Origin of the sequence: Nocardioides mangrovicus (assembly GCF_003674065.1) — a bacterium.
Lineage (GTDB): Bacteria > Actinomycetota > Actinomycetes > Propionibacteriales > Nocardioidaceae > Marmoricola > Marmoricola mangrovicus.
In genome coordinates, this window is record NZ_RDBE01000007.1 from 242,840 (window position 1) to 258,088 (window position 15,249).

At 72.7% G+C, this 15,249-nt stretch carries 15 protein-coding genes; 12 read left to right on the forward strand and 3 right to left on the reverse strand.

The annotated features are described in order from the left end of the window. The first annotated feature begins 11 nt into the window (after window positions 1–11). The 7 genes from D9V37_RS10675 to D9V37_RS10705 all read left to right on the forward strand — a co-directional run bounded on the left by D9V37_RS10675 (window position 12) and on the right by D9V37_RS10705 (window position 7,615). Window positions 12–902, forward strand: coding sequence for a MurR/RpiR family transcriptional regulator (locus D9V37_RS10675; RefSeq protein WP_121806137.1), 891 nt, complete (start codon window positions 12–14; stop codon window positions 900–902). Next, on the forward strand, window positions 899–1,840 hold the full coding sequence (gene murQ / locus D9V37_RS10680; protein WP_121806138.1) for an N-acetylmuramic acid 6-phosphate etherase: 942 nt from the start codon (window positions 899–901) through the stop codon (window positions 1,838–1,840). Before D9V37_RS10675 ends, murQ begins: the two co-directional genes overlap by 4 nt. Beyond that, the gene (locus tag D9V37_RS10685; protein ID WP_121806139.1) at window positions 1,827–3,311 is read left to right on the forward strand and encodes a PTS transporter subunit EIIC; all 1,485 of its coding nucleotides are present in this window, start codon (window positions 1,827–1,829) and stop codon (window positions 3,309–3,311) included. The genes murQ and D9V37_RS10685 overlap by 14 nt, the downstream gene beginning before the upstream one ends. A 286-nt stretch (window positions 3,312–3,597) precedes the next feature. Continuing rightward, complete coding sequence (locus tag D9V37_RS10690) at window positions 3,598–5,130, forward strand: class I adenylate-forming enzyme family protein (RefSeq protein ID WP_121806140.1); 1,533 nt, start codon at window positions 3,598–3,600, stop codon at window positions 5,128–5,130. Next, window positions 5,127–5,717, forward strand: a complete 591-nt coding sequence (locus D9V37_RS10695; protein ID WP_147455922.1) for a hypothetical protein — start codon at window positions 5,127–5,129, stop codon at window positions 5,715–5,717. The genes D9V37_RS10690 and D9V37_RS10695 overlap by 4 nt, the downstream gene beginning before the upstream one ends. Then, complete coding sequence (locus D9V37_RS10700) at window positions 5,714–6,862, forward strand: Nif3-like dinuclear metal center hexameric protein (RefSeq protein ID WP_121806142.1); 1,149 nt, start codon at window positions 5,714–5,716, stop codon at window positions 6,860–6,862. Before D9V37_RS10695 ends, D9V37_RS10700 begins: the two co-directional genes overlap by 4 nt. A 39-nt stretch (window positions 6,863–6,901) precedes the next feature. Then, the gene (locus D9V37_RS10705) at window positions 6,902–7,615 is read left to right on the forward strand and encodes a zinc ribbon domain-containing protein (protein ID WP_456299568.1); all 714 of its coding nucleotides are present in this window, start codon (window positions 6,902–6,904) and stop codon (window positions 7,613–7,615) included. 216 nt (window positions 7,616–7,831) lie between these two features. On the opposite strand, the gene yaaA is transcribed toward D9V37_RS10705, so the two are convergent. Then, window positions 7,832–8,587, reverse strand: coding sequence for a peroxide stress protein YaaA (gene yaaA, locus D9V37_RS10710; RefSeq protein ID WP_121806144.1), 756 nt, complete (start codon window positions 8,585–8,587; stop codon window positions 7,832–7,834). Between the two features lie 23 nt (window positions 8,588–8,610). Between yaaA and D9V37_RS10715 the strand changes: the two genes are divergently transcribed. Continuing rightward, entirely contained in the window at window positions 8,611–10,044 is a 1,434-nt protein-coding gene (locus D9V37_RS10715; protein WP_232524857.1) for an RNB domain-containing ribonuclease, read from the forward strand. 25 nt (window positions 10,045–10,069) lie between these two features. Here D9V37_RS10715 and D9V37_RS10720 read toward each other — a convergent pair whose 3' ends face one another. Together D9V37_RS10720 and D9V37_RS10725 are read right to left on the reverse strand one after the other, a co-directional pair. After that, a complete protein-coding gene (locus D9V37_RS10720; protein WP_121806146.1) occupies window positions 10,070–10,858 on the reverse strand; it encodes a TerC family protein in 789 nt (262 codons plus the stop codon). Between the two features lie 34 nt (window positions 10,859–10,892). Further along, window positions 10,893–12,011: a CDP-glycerol glycerophosphotransferase family protein gene (locus D9V37_RS10725; protein ID WP_121806147.1), complete on the reverse strand. Its 1,119-nt coding sequence runs from the start codon at window positions 12,009–12,011 to the stop codon at window positions 10,893–10,895. Window positions 12,012–12,051: 40 nt separating this feature from the next. Here D9V37_RS10725 and D9V37_RS10730 point away from each other — a divergent pair, with 40 nt between their 5' ends. The 4 genes from D9V37_RS10730 (at window position 12,052) to D9V37_RS10745 (ending at window position 15,244) form a co-directional block, all read left to right on the forward strand. Next, window positions 12,052–12,831 (forward strand): hypothetical protein, encoded by a 780-nt coding sequence (locus tag D9V37_RS10730; protein WP_121806148.1) that lies wholly within the window; start codon window positions 12,052–12,054, stop codon window positions 12,829–12,831. A gap of 55 nt (window positions 12,832–12,886) precedes the next feature. Further along, entirely contained in the window at window positions 12,887–14,074 is a 1,188-nt protein-coding gene (locus D9V37_RS10735; protein ID WP_121806528.1) for a zinc-dependent alcohol dehydrogenase, read from the forward strand. A gap of 376 nt (window positions 14,075–14,450) precedes the next feature. Next, the gene (locus D9V37_RS10740) at window positions 14,451–15,041 is read left to right on the forward strand and encodes an iron-containing redox enzyme family protein (protein WP_121806149.1); all 591 of its coding nucleotides are present in this window, start codon (window positions 14,451–14,453) and stop codon (window positions 15,039–15,041) included. Then, complete coding sequence (locus tag D9V37_RS10745; protein ID WP_121806150.1) at window positions 15,038–15,244, forward strand: CDGSH iron-sulfur domain-containing protein; 207 nt, start codon at window positions 15,038–15,040, stop codon at window positions 15,242–15,244. Before D9V37_RS10740 ends, D9V37_RS10745 begins: the two co-directional genes overlap by 4 nt. Window positions 15,245–15,249 lie beyond the last annotated feature (5 nt).

Genomic DNA, 15,249 nt, shown 5'->3' on the forward strand with positions numbered 1-15,249 from the left:
AGTTTCATCGGGTGACCCCGCAGACGCAAGAATTCGTCGCGCCGGTGCTGCCGCGGCTGCGTGCGGAGCTGGACCGGCTGCCGCTGCAGGCTGCGCGGGTGGCGCAGGTGATCCTCGCAGACCCGCACGCCGTGGCCAGGATGTCGATCGCCGACCTCGCCGAACGGGCCAGCACCAGCGAGGCTTCGGTGACCCGGCTGGCCCAGCGGCTGGGCCAGGGCGGCTTCCCCGAGCTGCGGATCGCGCTGGCCGCGGAGAGCGTCGGGGAGGCCGTACGGCCCACGATCACCGGCGACATCGACCTCGACGACGCCACCGCCACCGTCAAGGCCAAGGTGCTCGCCGACGTCGCGCGGTCGCTGCACGACACCGCCGCGGCCCTGGACGACGCCGCCGTCGACGCCGTCGCCGACGCGGTGGTGACCGCTCGGCGCACGCTGGTGCTGGGCATCGGCGCGTCGGGCACCGTGGCCACCGACCTGGCCCGCAAGCTCGAGCGCATCGGGCTGCCCGCGCTGGCGCTCACCGAGCACCACGACGCGATGACCACGTGTGTGGCGCTGACCTCGGCCGACGTCCTCGTCGCGGTCTCCCACTCCGGGGAGACGATCGACGTCGTCGGTCCCACCCAACGCGCCGCAGCCGCCGGTGCGGCCACGGTCGCGCTGACCTCGCGGCCCTCCTCGACCCTGGCCCGCGCCTGCGACCAGGTGCTGCTGAGCATCGCCGGCACCGAGACCGCCATGCGCCCGGCGGCGATGAGCAGTCGCGCCGCCCAGCTGTTCGTCGTCGACGTGCTGTTCGTGGCGGTCGTGCAGCGCGACTGGGAGCGGGCCGAGCCGCTGCTCTCGGCGTCGTGGGAGGCCGTGAGCGCGCGGCACCCGGACCGGAGGCGGGGATGACCGGGCTGCGCGAGTCGCTGGGCTCGCTGGCCACCGAGGCCGTCGACCCGGCGTTCGAGGCCCTCGACGCCGTCGACACCCTCGAGGCCGCCCGCATGATGAACCAGGCCGACGCCGGCGTGGCCGCGGCCGTCGAGCGGGTGCTGCCGCAGGTCGCCCGCGCGGTGGACGAGGTGACGTCGAGGATGCGGCGCGGCGGCCGGCTGGTCTACGCCGGCGCCGGCACCGCAGGGCGACTGGGCGTGCTGGATGCCAGCGAGTGCCCGCCGACCTTCGACACCGACCCGGCCTGCGTGGTCGGGCTCATCGCCGGTGGCGAGCGGGCGCTCACCACGGCCGTCGAGGGGGCCGAGGACAGCCGGGTCGAGGGGTTCCGCGTGGTCGACGAGCTCGCCGTCGACGAGCTCGACACGGTGGTGGGCATCTCGGCCAGCGGCCGCACGCCGTACGCGATCGGGGCGGTGGAGCGGGCTGCGGTGCGCGGCTGCTTCACGGTCGGGCTGGCCTGCAACGCCGGCTCCGACCTGGGCCGCGCGGCCGAGCTGGCGATCGAGGTGGTCGTCGGCCCCGAGGTGATCGCCGGCTCCACGAGGCTCAAGGCCGGCACCGCCCAGAAGCTGGTGCTCAACATGATCTCGACGCTGACCATGGTCCGGCTGGGCAAGACCTACCAGAACCTCATGGTCGACCTGCGGGCCACCAACGAGAAGCTCGCCGCCCGGTCCTGGCGGATCGTGCGCGAGGCCACCGGCGCCGCCGATGCGGACGTCGACCGTGCGCTGGCCGAGGCCGACGGCGAGGTCAAGACCGCGATCGCCGTGCTGCTCGGCGGCGTGGGGGCCGGCGAGGCGCGCCGGCGGCTGGACGCCCACGGGGGAGTGCTTCGAGACGCACTGACCGATCTCGGGACCCAAGGAGAACACCATGCCCACCACTGACCTCGGCCCTCGGCTGCTGGCTGCCCTCGGGGGCGCCGGCAACGTCCGGGAGGTGGAGAACTGCATCACCCGGCTGCGGGTGAGCGTCGTCGACGCCGACCGCGTCGACGTCCCCACCCTGGAGACGACCGACGGCGTGCTCGGCGTCGTCGCCGGCCCGACCACCCAGATCGTGCTGGGCCCGGGGCTGGTGGACCGCACCGCCGACCAGCTGGAGGCCGCGCTGGCCGGCTCCGCCTCGTCGGCCGACCGGCTGGCCGCGCAGGGTGCCGCCATCAAGGCCGACCGCGCCGCGCGGAACGACACCCCGGTCAAGAACGCGCTGCGCCGGATCGCCAACATCTTCGTGCCGCTGATCCCCGCGCTCATCGCCTGCGGCATCATCGCCGGGCTCAACGGCCTGATCACCAACCTGGTCGCCAGTGGCGACGTCACCTGGCTCAAGGGCGTGCCGCCGCTGCTGGCGCCCCTCTCGAGCGGGTTCCTCTCGCTGATCGCGGTGTTCGTCGGCATCAACACCGCCCGCGAGTTCGGCGGCACCCCGATCATCGGCGGCGCGGTCGCCGGGATCACCGTCTACGCCGGCGTCGTCGACGCGCACCCGTTCGGTCAGACGCTCGCGCCCGGGCAGGGCGGTGTCATCGGCGCGCTGATGGCCGCCCTGCTGGCGGTCTACCTGGAGCGCTGGATCCGCAGCTGGTGCCCCGACGCCCTCTCGATGCTGGTGGTGCCCACCCTGACCGTGCTCATCACCGGGCTGGTGGCGCTCGCGGTGCTGATGAGCCTGGCCGGCTGGATCTCCACCGAGATCGCCCACGGGGTCACCTGGCTGCTCGCCCACGGCGGCCCGTTCACCGGGCTCGTGCTGGCCGGGCTGTTCCTGCCGATGGTGATGCTCGGGCTGCACCAGGCGCTCACGCCGATCCACGCCACGCTGATCCAGCAGGACGGCTTCACCGTCCTGATCCCCATCCTGGCCATGGCCGGCGCCGCCCAGGTGGGTGCGGCGGTCGCGATCTACCTGCGCCTCAAGCACAACGCCTCGATCCGCAAGACGATCCGCTCCGCCGTGCCGGCCGGGCTCCTCGGCGTCGGCGAGCCGCTGATCTACGGCGTCACGCTGCCGCTGGGCCGCCCGTTCGTCACCGCGTGCGGCGGCGCCGCCGTGTCCGGTGCCTTCATGTCGACCATGAACTCCATCGGCGTCTCGGTCGGCTCCAAGGCCATCGGCCCCAGCGGCTGGGCGCTCTACCCGCTGCTCGACGGCAACCACGGCATCGGCACCTCCGTCCTGGTCTACGCGATCGGCGAGGTGATCGCCTACGCCGCGGGGTTCGCGCTGACCTACTTCTTCGGCTTCAGCCGCGACCGCCTGGCCGAGCTGAACCGCAACGACACGGGCGAGGGCGGCCTGGTCGAGGCCGACGACGTGCCGGCGCAGCCAGGAGCGCGGGAGCCGGCGAAGGTCTAGGACCGCGGCCGGCGGTGGGGTGGTCTCGACGCGCTCGCTCCTTCGTCGCGTCGCTGCTCGACCACCGCCGGACGCCGGCGGGTGGGGGTTGCGGTCGGTCTTCTTGGCCACCGAGCTGGATTCGGTGGTCGAGCAGCAGGCGAGGCCTGGCGAGCCGCGCGTCGAGACCACCCGGCCGCGGCGGTCCGGCAGGGGTCTTCTCGGCCGCCGCACGGGCTGCTGCAACCCCTCGCCAACGTCGGCTGGCTAGGGTGACTCGCGTCACCACGGCAGGAGGAAGCAACCCATGATCGTCCCGTTCTCCGTCAACGACTTCCTGGCTCGGGCACTGGCGGTGTACGCCGAGCGCACGGGCGTGATCGACGAGCCGAACCAGCCGGCGGCGTCGCTGGGCGACCTCAGCTACGCCCGGCTCGGTGAGCTGGCGCGGGCGCAGGCCGCGAAGCTGGACCAGCTCGGGTTGGGCGTCGGCGACCGGGTGGCGTACGTGTCGCACAACAGCGCGCGGCTGCTGGCGGCGTTCTGGGGCGTGTGCGGGTCGGGCCGGGTGCTGGTGCCGGTGAACTTCCGGCTCTCGGTCGACGAGGTGCGCTACATCATCGAGCACTCCGGCTCCTCGGTGGTCTACATCGATCCCGAGCTGAAGGACGCGCTGTCGGACCTGAAGGCCGACCACGTCTTCGTGCTCGGCGAGGACGACGACGACCTGTACGACTACGACCGCGAGCCGCGTCCGTGGGAGCCCGACGAGAACGCCACCGCCACGATCAACTACACCTCGGGCACCACCGCGCGGCCCAAGGGCGTGCAGATCACGCACCGCAACATCTGGACCAACGCGGTCACCTTTGCGCTGCACGCCGGCGTGACCGACCGCGACGTCTACCTCCACACGCTGCCGATGTTCCACGCCAACGGCTGGGGCATGCCCTTCGCCATGACCGGCATGGGCGTGCCGCACGTGGTGCTGCGCAAGGTCGACGGCGCGGAGATCCTGCGGCGCGTGGAGAAGCACGGCGTCACGGTGATGTGCGCGGCGCCGGCCGTGGTGGCCGCGGTGCTCGACGCCGCTCCCGACTGGGAGGGCGAGATCCCCGGCCGCGACACGGTGCGCATCATCGTGGCCGGCGCGCCGCCGCCGACCAAGACCGTGGCCCGGGTGGAGGCAGAGCTGGGCTGGGAGTTCATCCAGATCTACGGCCTCACCGAGACCTCGCCGCTGCTGACGGTGAACCGCCGCCGCCAGGAGTGGGACGACCTCGAGCCCGAGGAGCGCGCCCACAAGCTGGTGCGCGCCGGGACGCCGGCCATCGGCGTCACCGTGAAGATCGACGACGAGGGCGAGGTGCTCGCCCGCTCCAACGTCGTGCTCGAGGGCTACTGGGACCAGCCCGAGGAGTCCGCGGTGGCGCTGCGCGACGGCTGGTTCCACACCGGCGACGGCGGGGTGATCGACGACGAGGGCTACCTGGTGATCTCCGACCGCAAGAAGGACGTCATCATCACCGGCGGCGAGAACGTCTCCTCGATCGAGGTCGAGGACGTGATCTTCTCCCACCCCGACGTCGCCGAGGTGGCGGTCATCGGCGTGCCCGACGAGAAGTGGGGCGAGACCATCAAGGCGTTGGTGGTCAAGGCCGAGGGGTCCGAGCTCACCGAGCAGGAGCTCATCGACTACTGCAAGTCGAAGGTGGCGCGCTACAAGGCCCCCTCGAGCGTGGAGTTCCGCGACGTACTGGCCCGCACCGCTACCGGCAAGCTGCAGAAGTTCAAGCTGCGCGCACCGTTCTGGGAGGGCCGCGAGCGGCAGGTCAATTGAGGTTCACCCTGGTCCCCAGCCCGCTGCTCGGTCCGGCGGTCTGGGCCTCGACGGCCGCTGCGTTGCGTGATCTGGGGCACGAGGCGGGGGTGTGCACGGTGGAGGAGCTCCCCGGTGATGCCGGCGTGCTGGTGCCGCACTCCAACGCCGGCTACTGGGTGGCCGGTCGCGGTCCGACGGTGTTCGTCGACGCCGCCCTGCCGCCACCCGGCGCCGTCCGCACGCCGCTGGCCCCGCCCGGCCTGCGAACGTTCCTGGCGGGACTCGCCGACGACGACGGCCTGCTGCCGCCGTGGACCCGCTGGTGGGACGACGTCGACGCGCTGTTCCCCGACGCGCCCGCCCGGCGAGCCGTCGAGGCGGAGCAGCCCCGGCTGCCGCTGACCTGGTTCGACCAGGAGGTCGACGTTCCACCGGCGTGGGCCGAGGTGCCGTCGGCCTACCTGGCCTTCGGCGACACCTACGCCGAGGAGACCGCGCTCGCCCGGTCGTTGTCCTGGCCGGTGGTCGTGATCGACGGCGCCCACCTGCACATGCTGCACGACCCCGCGGGCGTCGCCGCCGCCATCGTTAGCCTCGCCCCATGACACCCCAGGGCACGACCGTCGGTGACGTCCTGGCCCTCATGGAGCGGTGGTACCCCGCCCGCTGGGCCGACGACTGGGACCGGGTGGGCCTGGTCTGCGGCGACCCCGCGGCCGAGGTCTCCCGGGTCGTGCTGGCGGTGGACCCGGTGGCCGCGGTGGTGGCCGAGACGGTCGAGGTCGAGGCGCAGCTGCTCATCACCCACCACCCGCTCTACCTCAAGGGCACCTCCAGCGTGGCCGCTACGACGCCCAAGGGCCGCGTGGTGCACACCCTGGTGAGCCACGGCTGCGCCCTGTTCGCGGCCCATACCAACGCCGACGCGCCGGCCGACGGCGTCTCCGAGGCGCTGGCACTGACGCTCGGCCTGGAGGACGTCCGCCCGCTCGATCCCGACGCCGCCGAGCCGCTGGACAAGCTCGTCGTCTACGTGCCCGCCGACCACGCCGAGCGGATCCGGCAGGTGCTGGCCGAGTGGGGCGCGGGCCGGATCGGCGACTACGACTCGGCCTCCTTCAGCAGCGACGGCGAGGGCCGGTTCCGGCCCCTGAGCGGTGCCCGCCCCGCGATCGGCACCATCGGCGAGCTCGAGACGGTCCCGGAGGTGCGCATCGAGGTGGTGCTGCCGCGCTTTCGGCGTCGCGACGTCGTCGAGGCGATGCTGGCCGCACATCCCTACGAGGAGCCGGCCTACGACGTCGTCGGGCTGGCCTCGCTCGACGAGCCGGCGCGCGGGTCGGGGCGGATCGGGGTGCTGCGCGACCCGATGTCGCTGCGGGAGTTCGCGGCCCTGGTCGACCAACGGCTGCGACCGACCGCGCACGGGGTGCGGGTGGCCGGCGAACCGGACCAGCCGGTGCGCACGGTGGCGCTGTGCGGGGGAGCGGGCGACTTCCTGCTCGACCGGGCCCGCGCGGCCGGCGCCGACGTCTACCTGACCTCCGACCTGCGCCACCACCCGGCCAGCGAGCTGCGCGAGCATGCCGTTGATGGGGACCCCAGCACCGCGCTGGTCGACGTCGCGCACTGGGCGGCGGAGTGGACCTGGCTGCCCGTGCTGCAGCGCAAGCTCGTCGACGAGCTGGGCGATACGGTGGAGGTCCTGGTCAGCACCGCCGTGACCGACCCCTGGACCTTCCGAGCGTAGGAGCCCCACCTGAAAGCCGATCCCGCCGCCCAGCGGACCCTGCTCGAGGTCCAGGAGCTCGACACCCGATCCGACGCGCTGCGCCACCAGATGCGCACGTTGGCCGAGAAGCAGCAGGTGGGCGAGGCCGAGCAGCAGCGCCAGGAGCTCGACGACCGCTCCCGCGACCTGCGGATCGCCGTCGACGACCTCAGCGCCGAGCAGAAGCGCGCCGACCGCGACGTCGAGCAGGTGCGCACCCGCCGCGAGCGCGACCAGGGTCGCATCGACGCCGGCCAGATCAGCGACCCCAAGGCGCTGGAGCGGATGACCCACGAGCTGGAGTCGCTGCACCGGCGCATCGCCACCCTCGAGGACGAGGAACTGGAGGTGATGGCCCGCCTGGAGGACGCCCAGCTGGACCTGCGGCAGGTGACCGAAGAGCTCGCCGGGGTCGACCAGCGGCTCGAGGGCCTGCGCGCCACCCGCGACGAGAAGCTGGCCGTGCTCGAGAACGACCTCACCGCGGTGCACAGCGAGCGGGAGGCCATCGCCGGCGGCCTGCCGGAGGACCTGCTCGGGCTCTACGCGAAGCTGCGCGAGTCCAAGGGCGGCGTCGGCGCCGCCGAGCTGCGGCGCGGGGAGTGCGGCGGCTGCCGGCTCTCCCTCAACGCCGCCGACCTGCGCGACATCGCCGGCGCCCCCGAGGACGACGTCGTGCGCTGCGAGGAGTGCCAGCGGATCCTGGTCAGGACGCCCGAGTCGGGTCTCTGAGCGCCACCACGACCCTCGCTGGTTGAGGAGGGCGCCCCGCGCCCGTCTCGACACCGAGGGGTTTTGGTCGCGCGGGTAGCGAAGTGGCTGGTGACGCGGGTAACGAGTGAGGTTGCTAGCGCAACCTCCTCAACCAGCGTCAGGACTGCGCGGCCTCCTCAACCAGCGTGAAGGTGGCGCGGCCTCCTCAACCAGCGTGAGGGTGGCGCAACCTCCCTAGCCAGCGCTGCTGGTGACGACCACGTCCAGCTGGGCGCCCGCGCCCTCCACCGTCCAGCCCAGGTCGCGCCAGGCCTCGGCGAGGGCGGCGGGGGTGCGGGGGTCGGCGCCGGCGGCGAGCAGGTCGCGCACCAGGAGGCCCTTGGTGGCCTTGTTGAAGTGGCTGACCACCGACCGCTTCCCGTCGGTCTCCTGCAGCACGCGCACCGTGGCGGTGCGCAGTCCCGTCGGCTTCCAGAACGCCGCGTAGGTGCTGGAGCGCAGGTCGACCAGCAATCCGCCGCCGACCATCTCGCGCAGCACCGGGTCCAGGTGGGCGCGCCAGTGCGCGGCCACACCGCCCAGGCCGGGCAGCGTGACGCCGCCGGAGAGCCGGTAGGCGGGGATCCGCTCGTCGGGGCGCACGACCCCGAACAGCGACGACGTCACGGCCAGCCGGCGAGTGGCGCGGCGCCGGGCGGTGGTGTCGAGGGTGGGCAGGTCGAGGTGCTCGTAGAGCACACCGGCGTAGACGCGGTCGGCGCGAGCGGTCGGTGCCGAGCGCAGCGAGGCGTTGCGGTCGACCTCGCCGGCCTGGCTCGGGCCCAGTCCGAGCACCTCGGCAGCCTCGGGTCGCTCGGCGCACAGCGAGACCAGCGCGTCGAGCACCTGCTCCCGCGGCGCGCGCAGCTGCTCGGGCCAGGACGCCGGGTCCAGCGGTCGTCCGCGGCTCGGGGCGGACTTGCCCTCCGACGGCGGCAACAGGACCAGCACGAGTCGAACCCTAGGGTGGCGGTGTGGACGAGCGAGTAATGCGGGTCGCGCCCGGCGCGGCCGGGGCCGACGGTGCCGACTCCGACGACATCCGCCGCGGCATCGCGGCGATCCAGGCCGAGCAGCACCTGACGCCGGACTTCCCGGCCGACGTGCAGGCCGAGGCCGAACGGGCGGCGGCCCGCCTCTCATCAGGTGCGGGCCTGCCCGACCAGGATCTCACCGACCTGCCCTTCGTCACGCTGGACCCGGCGTCCTCGACCGACCTGGACCAGGCGATGTTCCTCGAGCGCGACGGCGACGGCTTCGTCGTGCACTACGCCATCGCCGACCTCGCCGCGTTCGTCGAGCCCGGTGGCGCGCTCGACGCCGAGACGCACCGGCGCGGGGAGACCCTGTACGGCGCGGACTCGCGCATCCCGCTGCACCCGCCGGTGATCTCCGAGGGCGCGGCCTCGCTCCTGCCCGACCAGGTGCGACCCGCGCTGGTGTGGACCCTCGGCTTGGACGCCGCGGGGGCGCTCACCAGCACCTCGCTGGTGCGGGCCCGGGTGCGCTCGCGCCAGAAGCTGGCCTACGAGACCGGGCAGGTGCCGCTGCTGGAGGAGATCGGGACGCTGCGGCTGCAGCAGGAGGCCGCTCGCGGCGGCGTCTCGCTGCCGATGCCCGAGCAGGAGGTGGTGCGCGACGGCGACCGGTGGCGGCTGACCTACCGCCAGCCCGCGCCGTCGGAGGCCTGGAACGCCCAGATCTCGCTGCTCACCGGCATCGCCGCGGCCTCGCTGATGGTCGAGCACCGGATCGGCATCCTGCGCACGCTGCCGCCGGCGCCGGACCACGCCGTCCGCCGGCTGCGCCGCACCGCGAAGGCGCTGGACGTGCCGTGGCCCGACGGCCAGGACTACCCGAGCTTCGTCCGCACGCTCGACCCGTCGAAGCCGAACCAGGCGGCGATGGTGGTGGCCTGCACGTCGCTGCTGCGCGGCGCCGGCTACGCCGCGTTCGACGGCAACCTGCCCGAGCAGCCCGAGCACGCCGCACTGGCCACCACCTACGCCCACGTGACCGCCCCGCTGCGCCGGCTGGCCGACCGCTACGCGCTCGAGGTGTGCGTGTCGCTGTGCGCGGGCACCGACGTTCCGGAATGGGTGCGCACGGCGCTGCCCGAGCTGCCGAAGCAGATGGCCGACGCCGACCACCGGGCCCACGCCTACGAGCGGGCGGTGGTCGACCTGGTGGAGGCCGAGATCCTGCAGCCCGCGGTGGGTCGGAGCTTCACCGGGGTGGTGCTCGAGGCCGACCACGACGAGCCCACCAGGGGCGTGCTGCAGGTGGCCGAGCCGGCCGTCGAGGCACCGGTGAGCTCGACCCAGCCGCTGCCGGTGGGGGAGTCGGTGACGGCCACGCTGGCCAGCGCGGACCCGGCGACGCGCAAGGTCGCCTTCACCCTCCCCTGACGCTGGGGCCGGCTGACGCTGGGGCCTAGCGGTGCACCGCGCTGCGGCCAGGTGCCTCGCTGTAGCGGTCGTGCAGCCGCACCGGCTCGGCCCGGCGCTCCCGGTTGCGCCGCGCCAGCAGGTTGAGCGACTCGACCGCGATCGCGAAGGCGATCGGGCCGTAGATCAGCGGCTTCTCGATGTGGACGTCGAAGCCCTCGGCCACCAGCGTCGTGCCGATCAGCACCAGGAAGGCCAGCGCCAGCATCTTCACCGTGGGGTGGGTGTTGACGAAGTCGCTGATGCGCCCGGCCAGCACCATCATCAGCCCGATCGAGATCATCACGGCGGCGATCATGATGGCGAGCTCGTCGACCATGCCGACCGCCGTGATCACCGAGTCCAGCGAGAACACCGCGTCGATGAGCAGGATCTGGACGATCACGCGCGCGAACGTCGAGCGGGGGCCGGCCTCCTCGTTGTTCTCCTCCTCGCCCTCGAGCTTGCCGTGGATCTCCGTAACGGCCTTGTAGATCAAGAACAGCCCGCCCACGATGAGGATCAGGTCGCGCCCGGAGAGCTCCAGCGCCTTCGCCGAGCCCAGCGAGATCCAGGTGGCGGTGAGCCCGATGATCCACGAGGCCACCAGCAGCAAGATGATGCGCATCACCAGCGCGAGCGAGAGACCGACCAGGCGCGCCCGCTGCCGCTGGTGCTCGGGCAACCGGTTGGTCAGGATCGAGATGAACACGACGTTGTCGATGCCGAGCACGAGCTCCAGGGCGAACAGGGTCAAGAACGCGACCCACAGGTCAGGGCTCGTGAAGAAGTCCATGCCTGCTCAACGGCGACGGCGGCACAGCGGTTCCTCAGGCGGTGATGCGGGCGTCGAGGAGTCGGTCACGCAGCATCACCAGGTCGGCGACGGCGTCGAGGAAACGGTCGGTGCTGGCCCCCACGGCCAGGTCGTCGAAGTAGTGGCGTCGCACCGCCACCCGCGCCAGGTGGTGCTCGTCGTACTCCAGGCGCGAGGCGAACAGCGCGGTGAGCTCGGCGACGTCGCCGTGGTGCGAGGCGGTGTCGAGCACGTCGGCGCAACGGCTCAGCGGGATCTCGCGACGCAGCCGCTCGAGGTCGTGGTGGGGGTCGGTCAGGAAGATCGGCTGCTCGTTGCGCAGGTAGAGCCAGTCGGGACCGACCGAGGAGACGTCGGTGACCATCAGGTCGCAGCCGGGGAAGACGGCCAGGATGTCGCCGCCGGTGACGGCCACGTGGTCGGGTCCGGCCAGCATCTCGAGCACGTCGGCGTGGGCCCGCCGTACGCGCGGGGTGCGGCTGGTCACCACCTTCGGGTGCGGCTTGTAGACGACGCGGACGTCGGGCAGCGCCAGTGCGGCCCGAACGATGTCGCGGCCCAGCGTCGGCAGCGAGCCGTAGTCGTTGTAGTCGGCGTCGCCCTCCCAGGTCGGCGCGTAGAGCACCGTGCGGCGGGTGGTGGGCGGCAGCAGCGGAGCGGGATGCAGGTCGAGCTGGGGCCGCCCCACGCGTACCAGCCGGGAGGCGTCGAGCTCCATCAGCTCGGTGATGTAGCGCTCGACCGCGGCCGGCCCGGCGACGAAGACCCGGTCGTAGGCCTTGGCGCAGTTGCTGGCCATGCTCTGCTTGTCGCTCTCGCCGTGGTTGACGTGCACGTGCAGCATCCGGCTGCTGATCAGCGAGTTGAAGTTGAGCGGGGAGTTGTTGCAGTACAACGCGATCTTGGGGTCCAGCCGCTCGTAGAGCTCGGTGAGGTCGGTCAGCGACTCGGCCAGCAGCACCGGCAGCGACGTCCGGCCGCGCAGGATCTCCGCCGACGCCGGCTCGCGGGTCACCACCACCACCGGCCGGTGCTCGTGCAGCACCTCGAGCACCGGTAGCCAGGAGCTGAGCTGGTAGGTGCGCGTGGGGTCGTCGGCGAAGTACGCGACGACCTCGGCGGGCGGGATCACCGCAGGAGTGTACGAGCGGCGGATGACGTAGAAAGGAACGGTGCCTCGCGACCGGCTGCCGCTGACCCGTGCCGACCTGCCCGATGCGCTGACGCCGCAGACGCTGCGCGAGCTGCCGATGTCGACGCTGCGCCGGCTCGCCCGTCCCGACAACGGGATCCTCACACCCGAGGAGCAGACCGCGTTCGACGCGATGCTGCACGACGTGATGCGCCAGGCCGCGAGCCGGGTCTCGGACCGGATGCACCCGGAGTGGGCGACGGTGCGTGAGGCCAGCCGCCGCGGCGGGACCGGCCGCTCGCCCCGGGTCGACGCGCAGCTGCGCCGTCTGGCCCAGCGCATCGACGCCCAGGTCGACGCCGCCGAGGCGCTCGCGCCCGGAGTCGACTGGTCCTTCGCCGGGGGCGACGAGGAGCCGGACGCTCCCGCAGTGCCGGAGACGCCGGCGCAGCCGGCTCCCGACGACAACACCGACGACCACGCAGACGAGGACGCGGGCACCATCTCCGACCTGGAGGACCGGCTCACCGAGCAGGTCGAGCTGGTGCAGGTGATGTCGGAGATCGCCGACGTCAGCAAGCGCACGTACGCCCTGGAGCAGCAGCGCGACCTGCAGAGCACACGCACCGTCTTCTTCGGTTTCGTGGTCTCGGTGGCGGTGCTGGTGGCCGGCTGGGCGCCCATCGTCGCCGCCGACGACTGGACCGAGCGGTGGTGGGTGCTCGGGCTCACCCTGGCCACCTGCGTCGCCGCCGCACTGGTCTACGCCCTGGTGCGGCGCTGGCAGCAGCGTCACCCGGCTCCCGAGACCGACGAGTAACCAGAACGACCCCTACGGGTGCGGGTGGGGCTGGTGTGTCGGGTACGGGCCGATGATGAAGGCAGTCACCTGGCATGGCAAACGCGACGTCCGCGTGGAGGAGGTGCCCGACCCGCGCATCGAGCAGCCGACCGATGCGGTGGTGCGCATGACCTCCAGCGGCCTGTGCGGCTCCGACCTCCACCTCTACGAGACGCTCGGGCCATTCATGGGCGAGGGTGACGTGCTGGGCCACGAGCCGATGGGTGTGGTCGAGGAGGTAGGTCCCGACGCTGGCGATCTGGCGGTGGGCGACCGGGTGGTGCTGCCGTTCCAGATCTGCTGCGGCGCCTGCTGGATGTGCAACCAGGGTCTGTACACCCAGTGCGAGACCACGCAGGTGCGCGACCAGGGTATGGGGGCCGCGCTCTTCGGGTTCAGCAAGCTCTACGGCGAGGTGCCGGGAGCGCAGGCGGAGCTCCTGCGGGTGCCGCAGGCGCAGTTCATGCCCATCAAGGTGCCGCCGGGTCCGCCCGACGAGCGCTTCTTGTTCCTCTCCGACGTACTGCCGACCGCCTGGCAGTCGGTCGCCTACGCCGACGTGCCCGACGACGGCACCCTGCTCGTCCTGGGACTGGGGCCGATCGGGGAGATGGCCTGTCGCATCGCCTCGCACCAGGGCGCGCGGGTGCTGGCGGTCGACCTGGTGCCCGAGCGGCTGGCCCGGGCGCAGGCGTGGGGGGTGGAGACGATCGACCTGCAGCAGGTCGACGACGTCGGTGAGGAGGTCCGCTCGCGCACCCAGGGCCGTGGCGCCGACGCCGTCGTCGACGCGGTCGGCATGGAGGCGCACGGCTCGCGCATCGCCGAGCTCGGGCAGAAGCTCTTCAACGCACTGCCCTCGGCCATCAGCGCGCCGGTGATGGACAAGGTCGGGCTGGACCGGATGTCGGCGATCTACACCGCCATCGACGCCGTGCGCCGCGGCGGCACCGTGTCGCTGATCGGGGTCTACGGCGGTCAGAGCGACCCGATGCCGATCCTGACGATGTTCGACAAGCAGCTGCAGCTGCGGATGGGCCAGGCCAACGTCAAGCGCTGGGTCGACGACATCATGCCGCTGCTGCTCGACGACGCCGACCCGCTCGGCACCGAGCAGTTCGCCACCCACCGGGTGCCGCTCTCGCAGGCCCCTGAGGCCTACGAGGCGTTCCAGAAGAAGACCGACGGCACCATCAAGGTCGTCTTCGACCCGGCGGCCTGAGTGCGGCTCCCGACGCCGCGTGGCCCGCTGAGCGCGCACGCCGTCGACGTGCTGCGCGGATCCCTCGCGCCGCAACCGGACGTCCCCATGGCCGAGGTCACCGACGCCGACGCCCAGCTGGCCCTCTGGCTGCTCTACGAGGTGCACTACCGCGGTTTCGACGACGTCGACCCGGCGCGCGAGTGGGACCCGTCGGTGCTCGCCTTCCGAGCCCGGCTGGAGGCTCCGTTCGAGCAGGCGCTGCGCCGTCTCGCGGCAGCGGTCACCGGGGCGGGGTGCAACACCGGCGACGTCGCCGAGCAGCTGTTCGCGATGGCGGACGAGGTAGACGGGCCGTCGCTGGCGGGGTACCTGCACCGCCACGCGACCCGCGCAGGTGCTGCAGTTCCTGCGCACCCGGAGCATCTACCACCTCAAGGAGTCCGACCCGCAGGCCTTCGTGCTGCCGCGCCTCGAGGGCGCGGCCAAGGTGGCGCTCGCCGAGCTGCTCTACGACGAGTTCGGCGGCGGTCGGCCCTCGCAGCTGCACGCCGCCTTGTACGGCGACGCCCTGCAGGCCGCCGGCCTCGACCGCGAGTACGGCACCTACCTGGACGAGGTCTCCGCGCTCACGCTCGCCGTCAGCAACGCGATGTCGCTGTTCTGCCTGCATCGACGGCTGCGCGGGGCGGCGATGGGTCATCTGGCGATGTTCGAGATCACCAGCTCGGTGCCGTGCCGACGGATCGCGGCCGGGATCGAGCGCGTCGGCCTGCCCCCGGCAGCCTCCGCGTACTTCCACGAGCACGTGGAGGCCGATGCCGTGCACGAGCAGGTCGCGGCCCGCGACATCTGCGGGTCGCTGGTCGCGGCCGAGCCCGGCCAGCGCACCGAGGTGCTGCTCGGGGCGGCCACGTGCCTGGTGCTCGACGACCTGGCGGCGCGCGAGCAGCTGGGCACCTGGCTGGGCACGGAGACCGCCGCGTGAGCGCGCCCGACGTCAGCGGCGATCGCGTGGAGGTCCGGGCCTGTCCCAGGGGTCCGTGGCTGGTGCGCGGAGCGACGGTGGTGCGCGACGCCGCCGGCGTCGAGCACGTCCCGACGCGGCCGGTGGTGGCGGTGTGCCGCTGCCGGAAGACCTCGCGGGGCCCCTGGTGCGACGGCACGCACAAGTCGATCCCCGGCTACTGAGGCCG

Coding starts and splice junctions, on each gene's coding strand:
- D9V37_RS10685 (WP_121806139.1), top strand. CDS start 1,827: ATGCCCACCACTGACCTCGGCCCTCGGCTGCTGGCTGCCCTCGGGGGC.
- D9V37_RS10700 (WP_121806142.1), top strand. CDS start 5,714: ATGACACCCCAGGGCACGACCGTCGGTGACGTCCTGGCCCTCATGGAG.
- murQ (WP_121806138.1), top strand. CDS start 899: ATGACCGGGCTGCGCGAGTCGCTGGGCTCGCTGGCCACCGAGGCCGTC.
- D9V37_RS10720 (WP_121806146.1), bottom strand. CDS start 10,858: ATGGACTTCTTCACGAGCCCTGACCTGTGGGTCGCGTTCTTGACCCTG.
- D9V37_RS10735 (WP_121806528.1), top strand. CDS start 12,887: ATGAAGGCAGTCACCTGGCATGGCAAACGCGACGTCCGCGTGGAGGAG.
- D9V37_RS10690 (WP_121806140.1), top strand. CDS start 3,598: ATGATCGTCCCGTTCTCCGTCAACGACTTCCTGGCTCGGGCACTGGCG.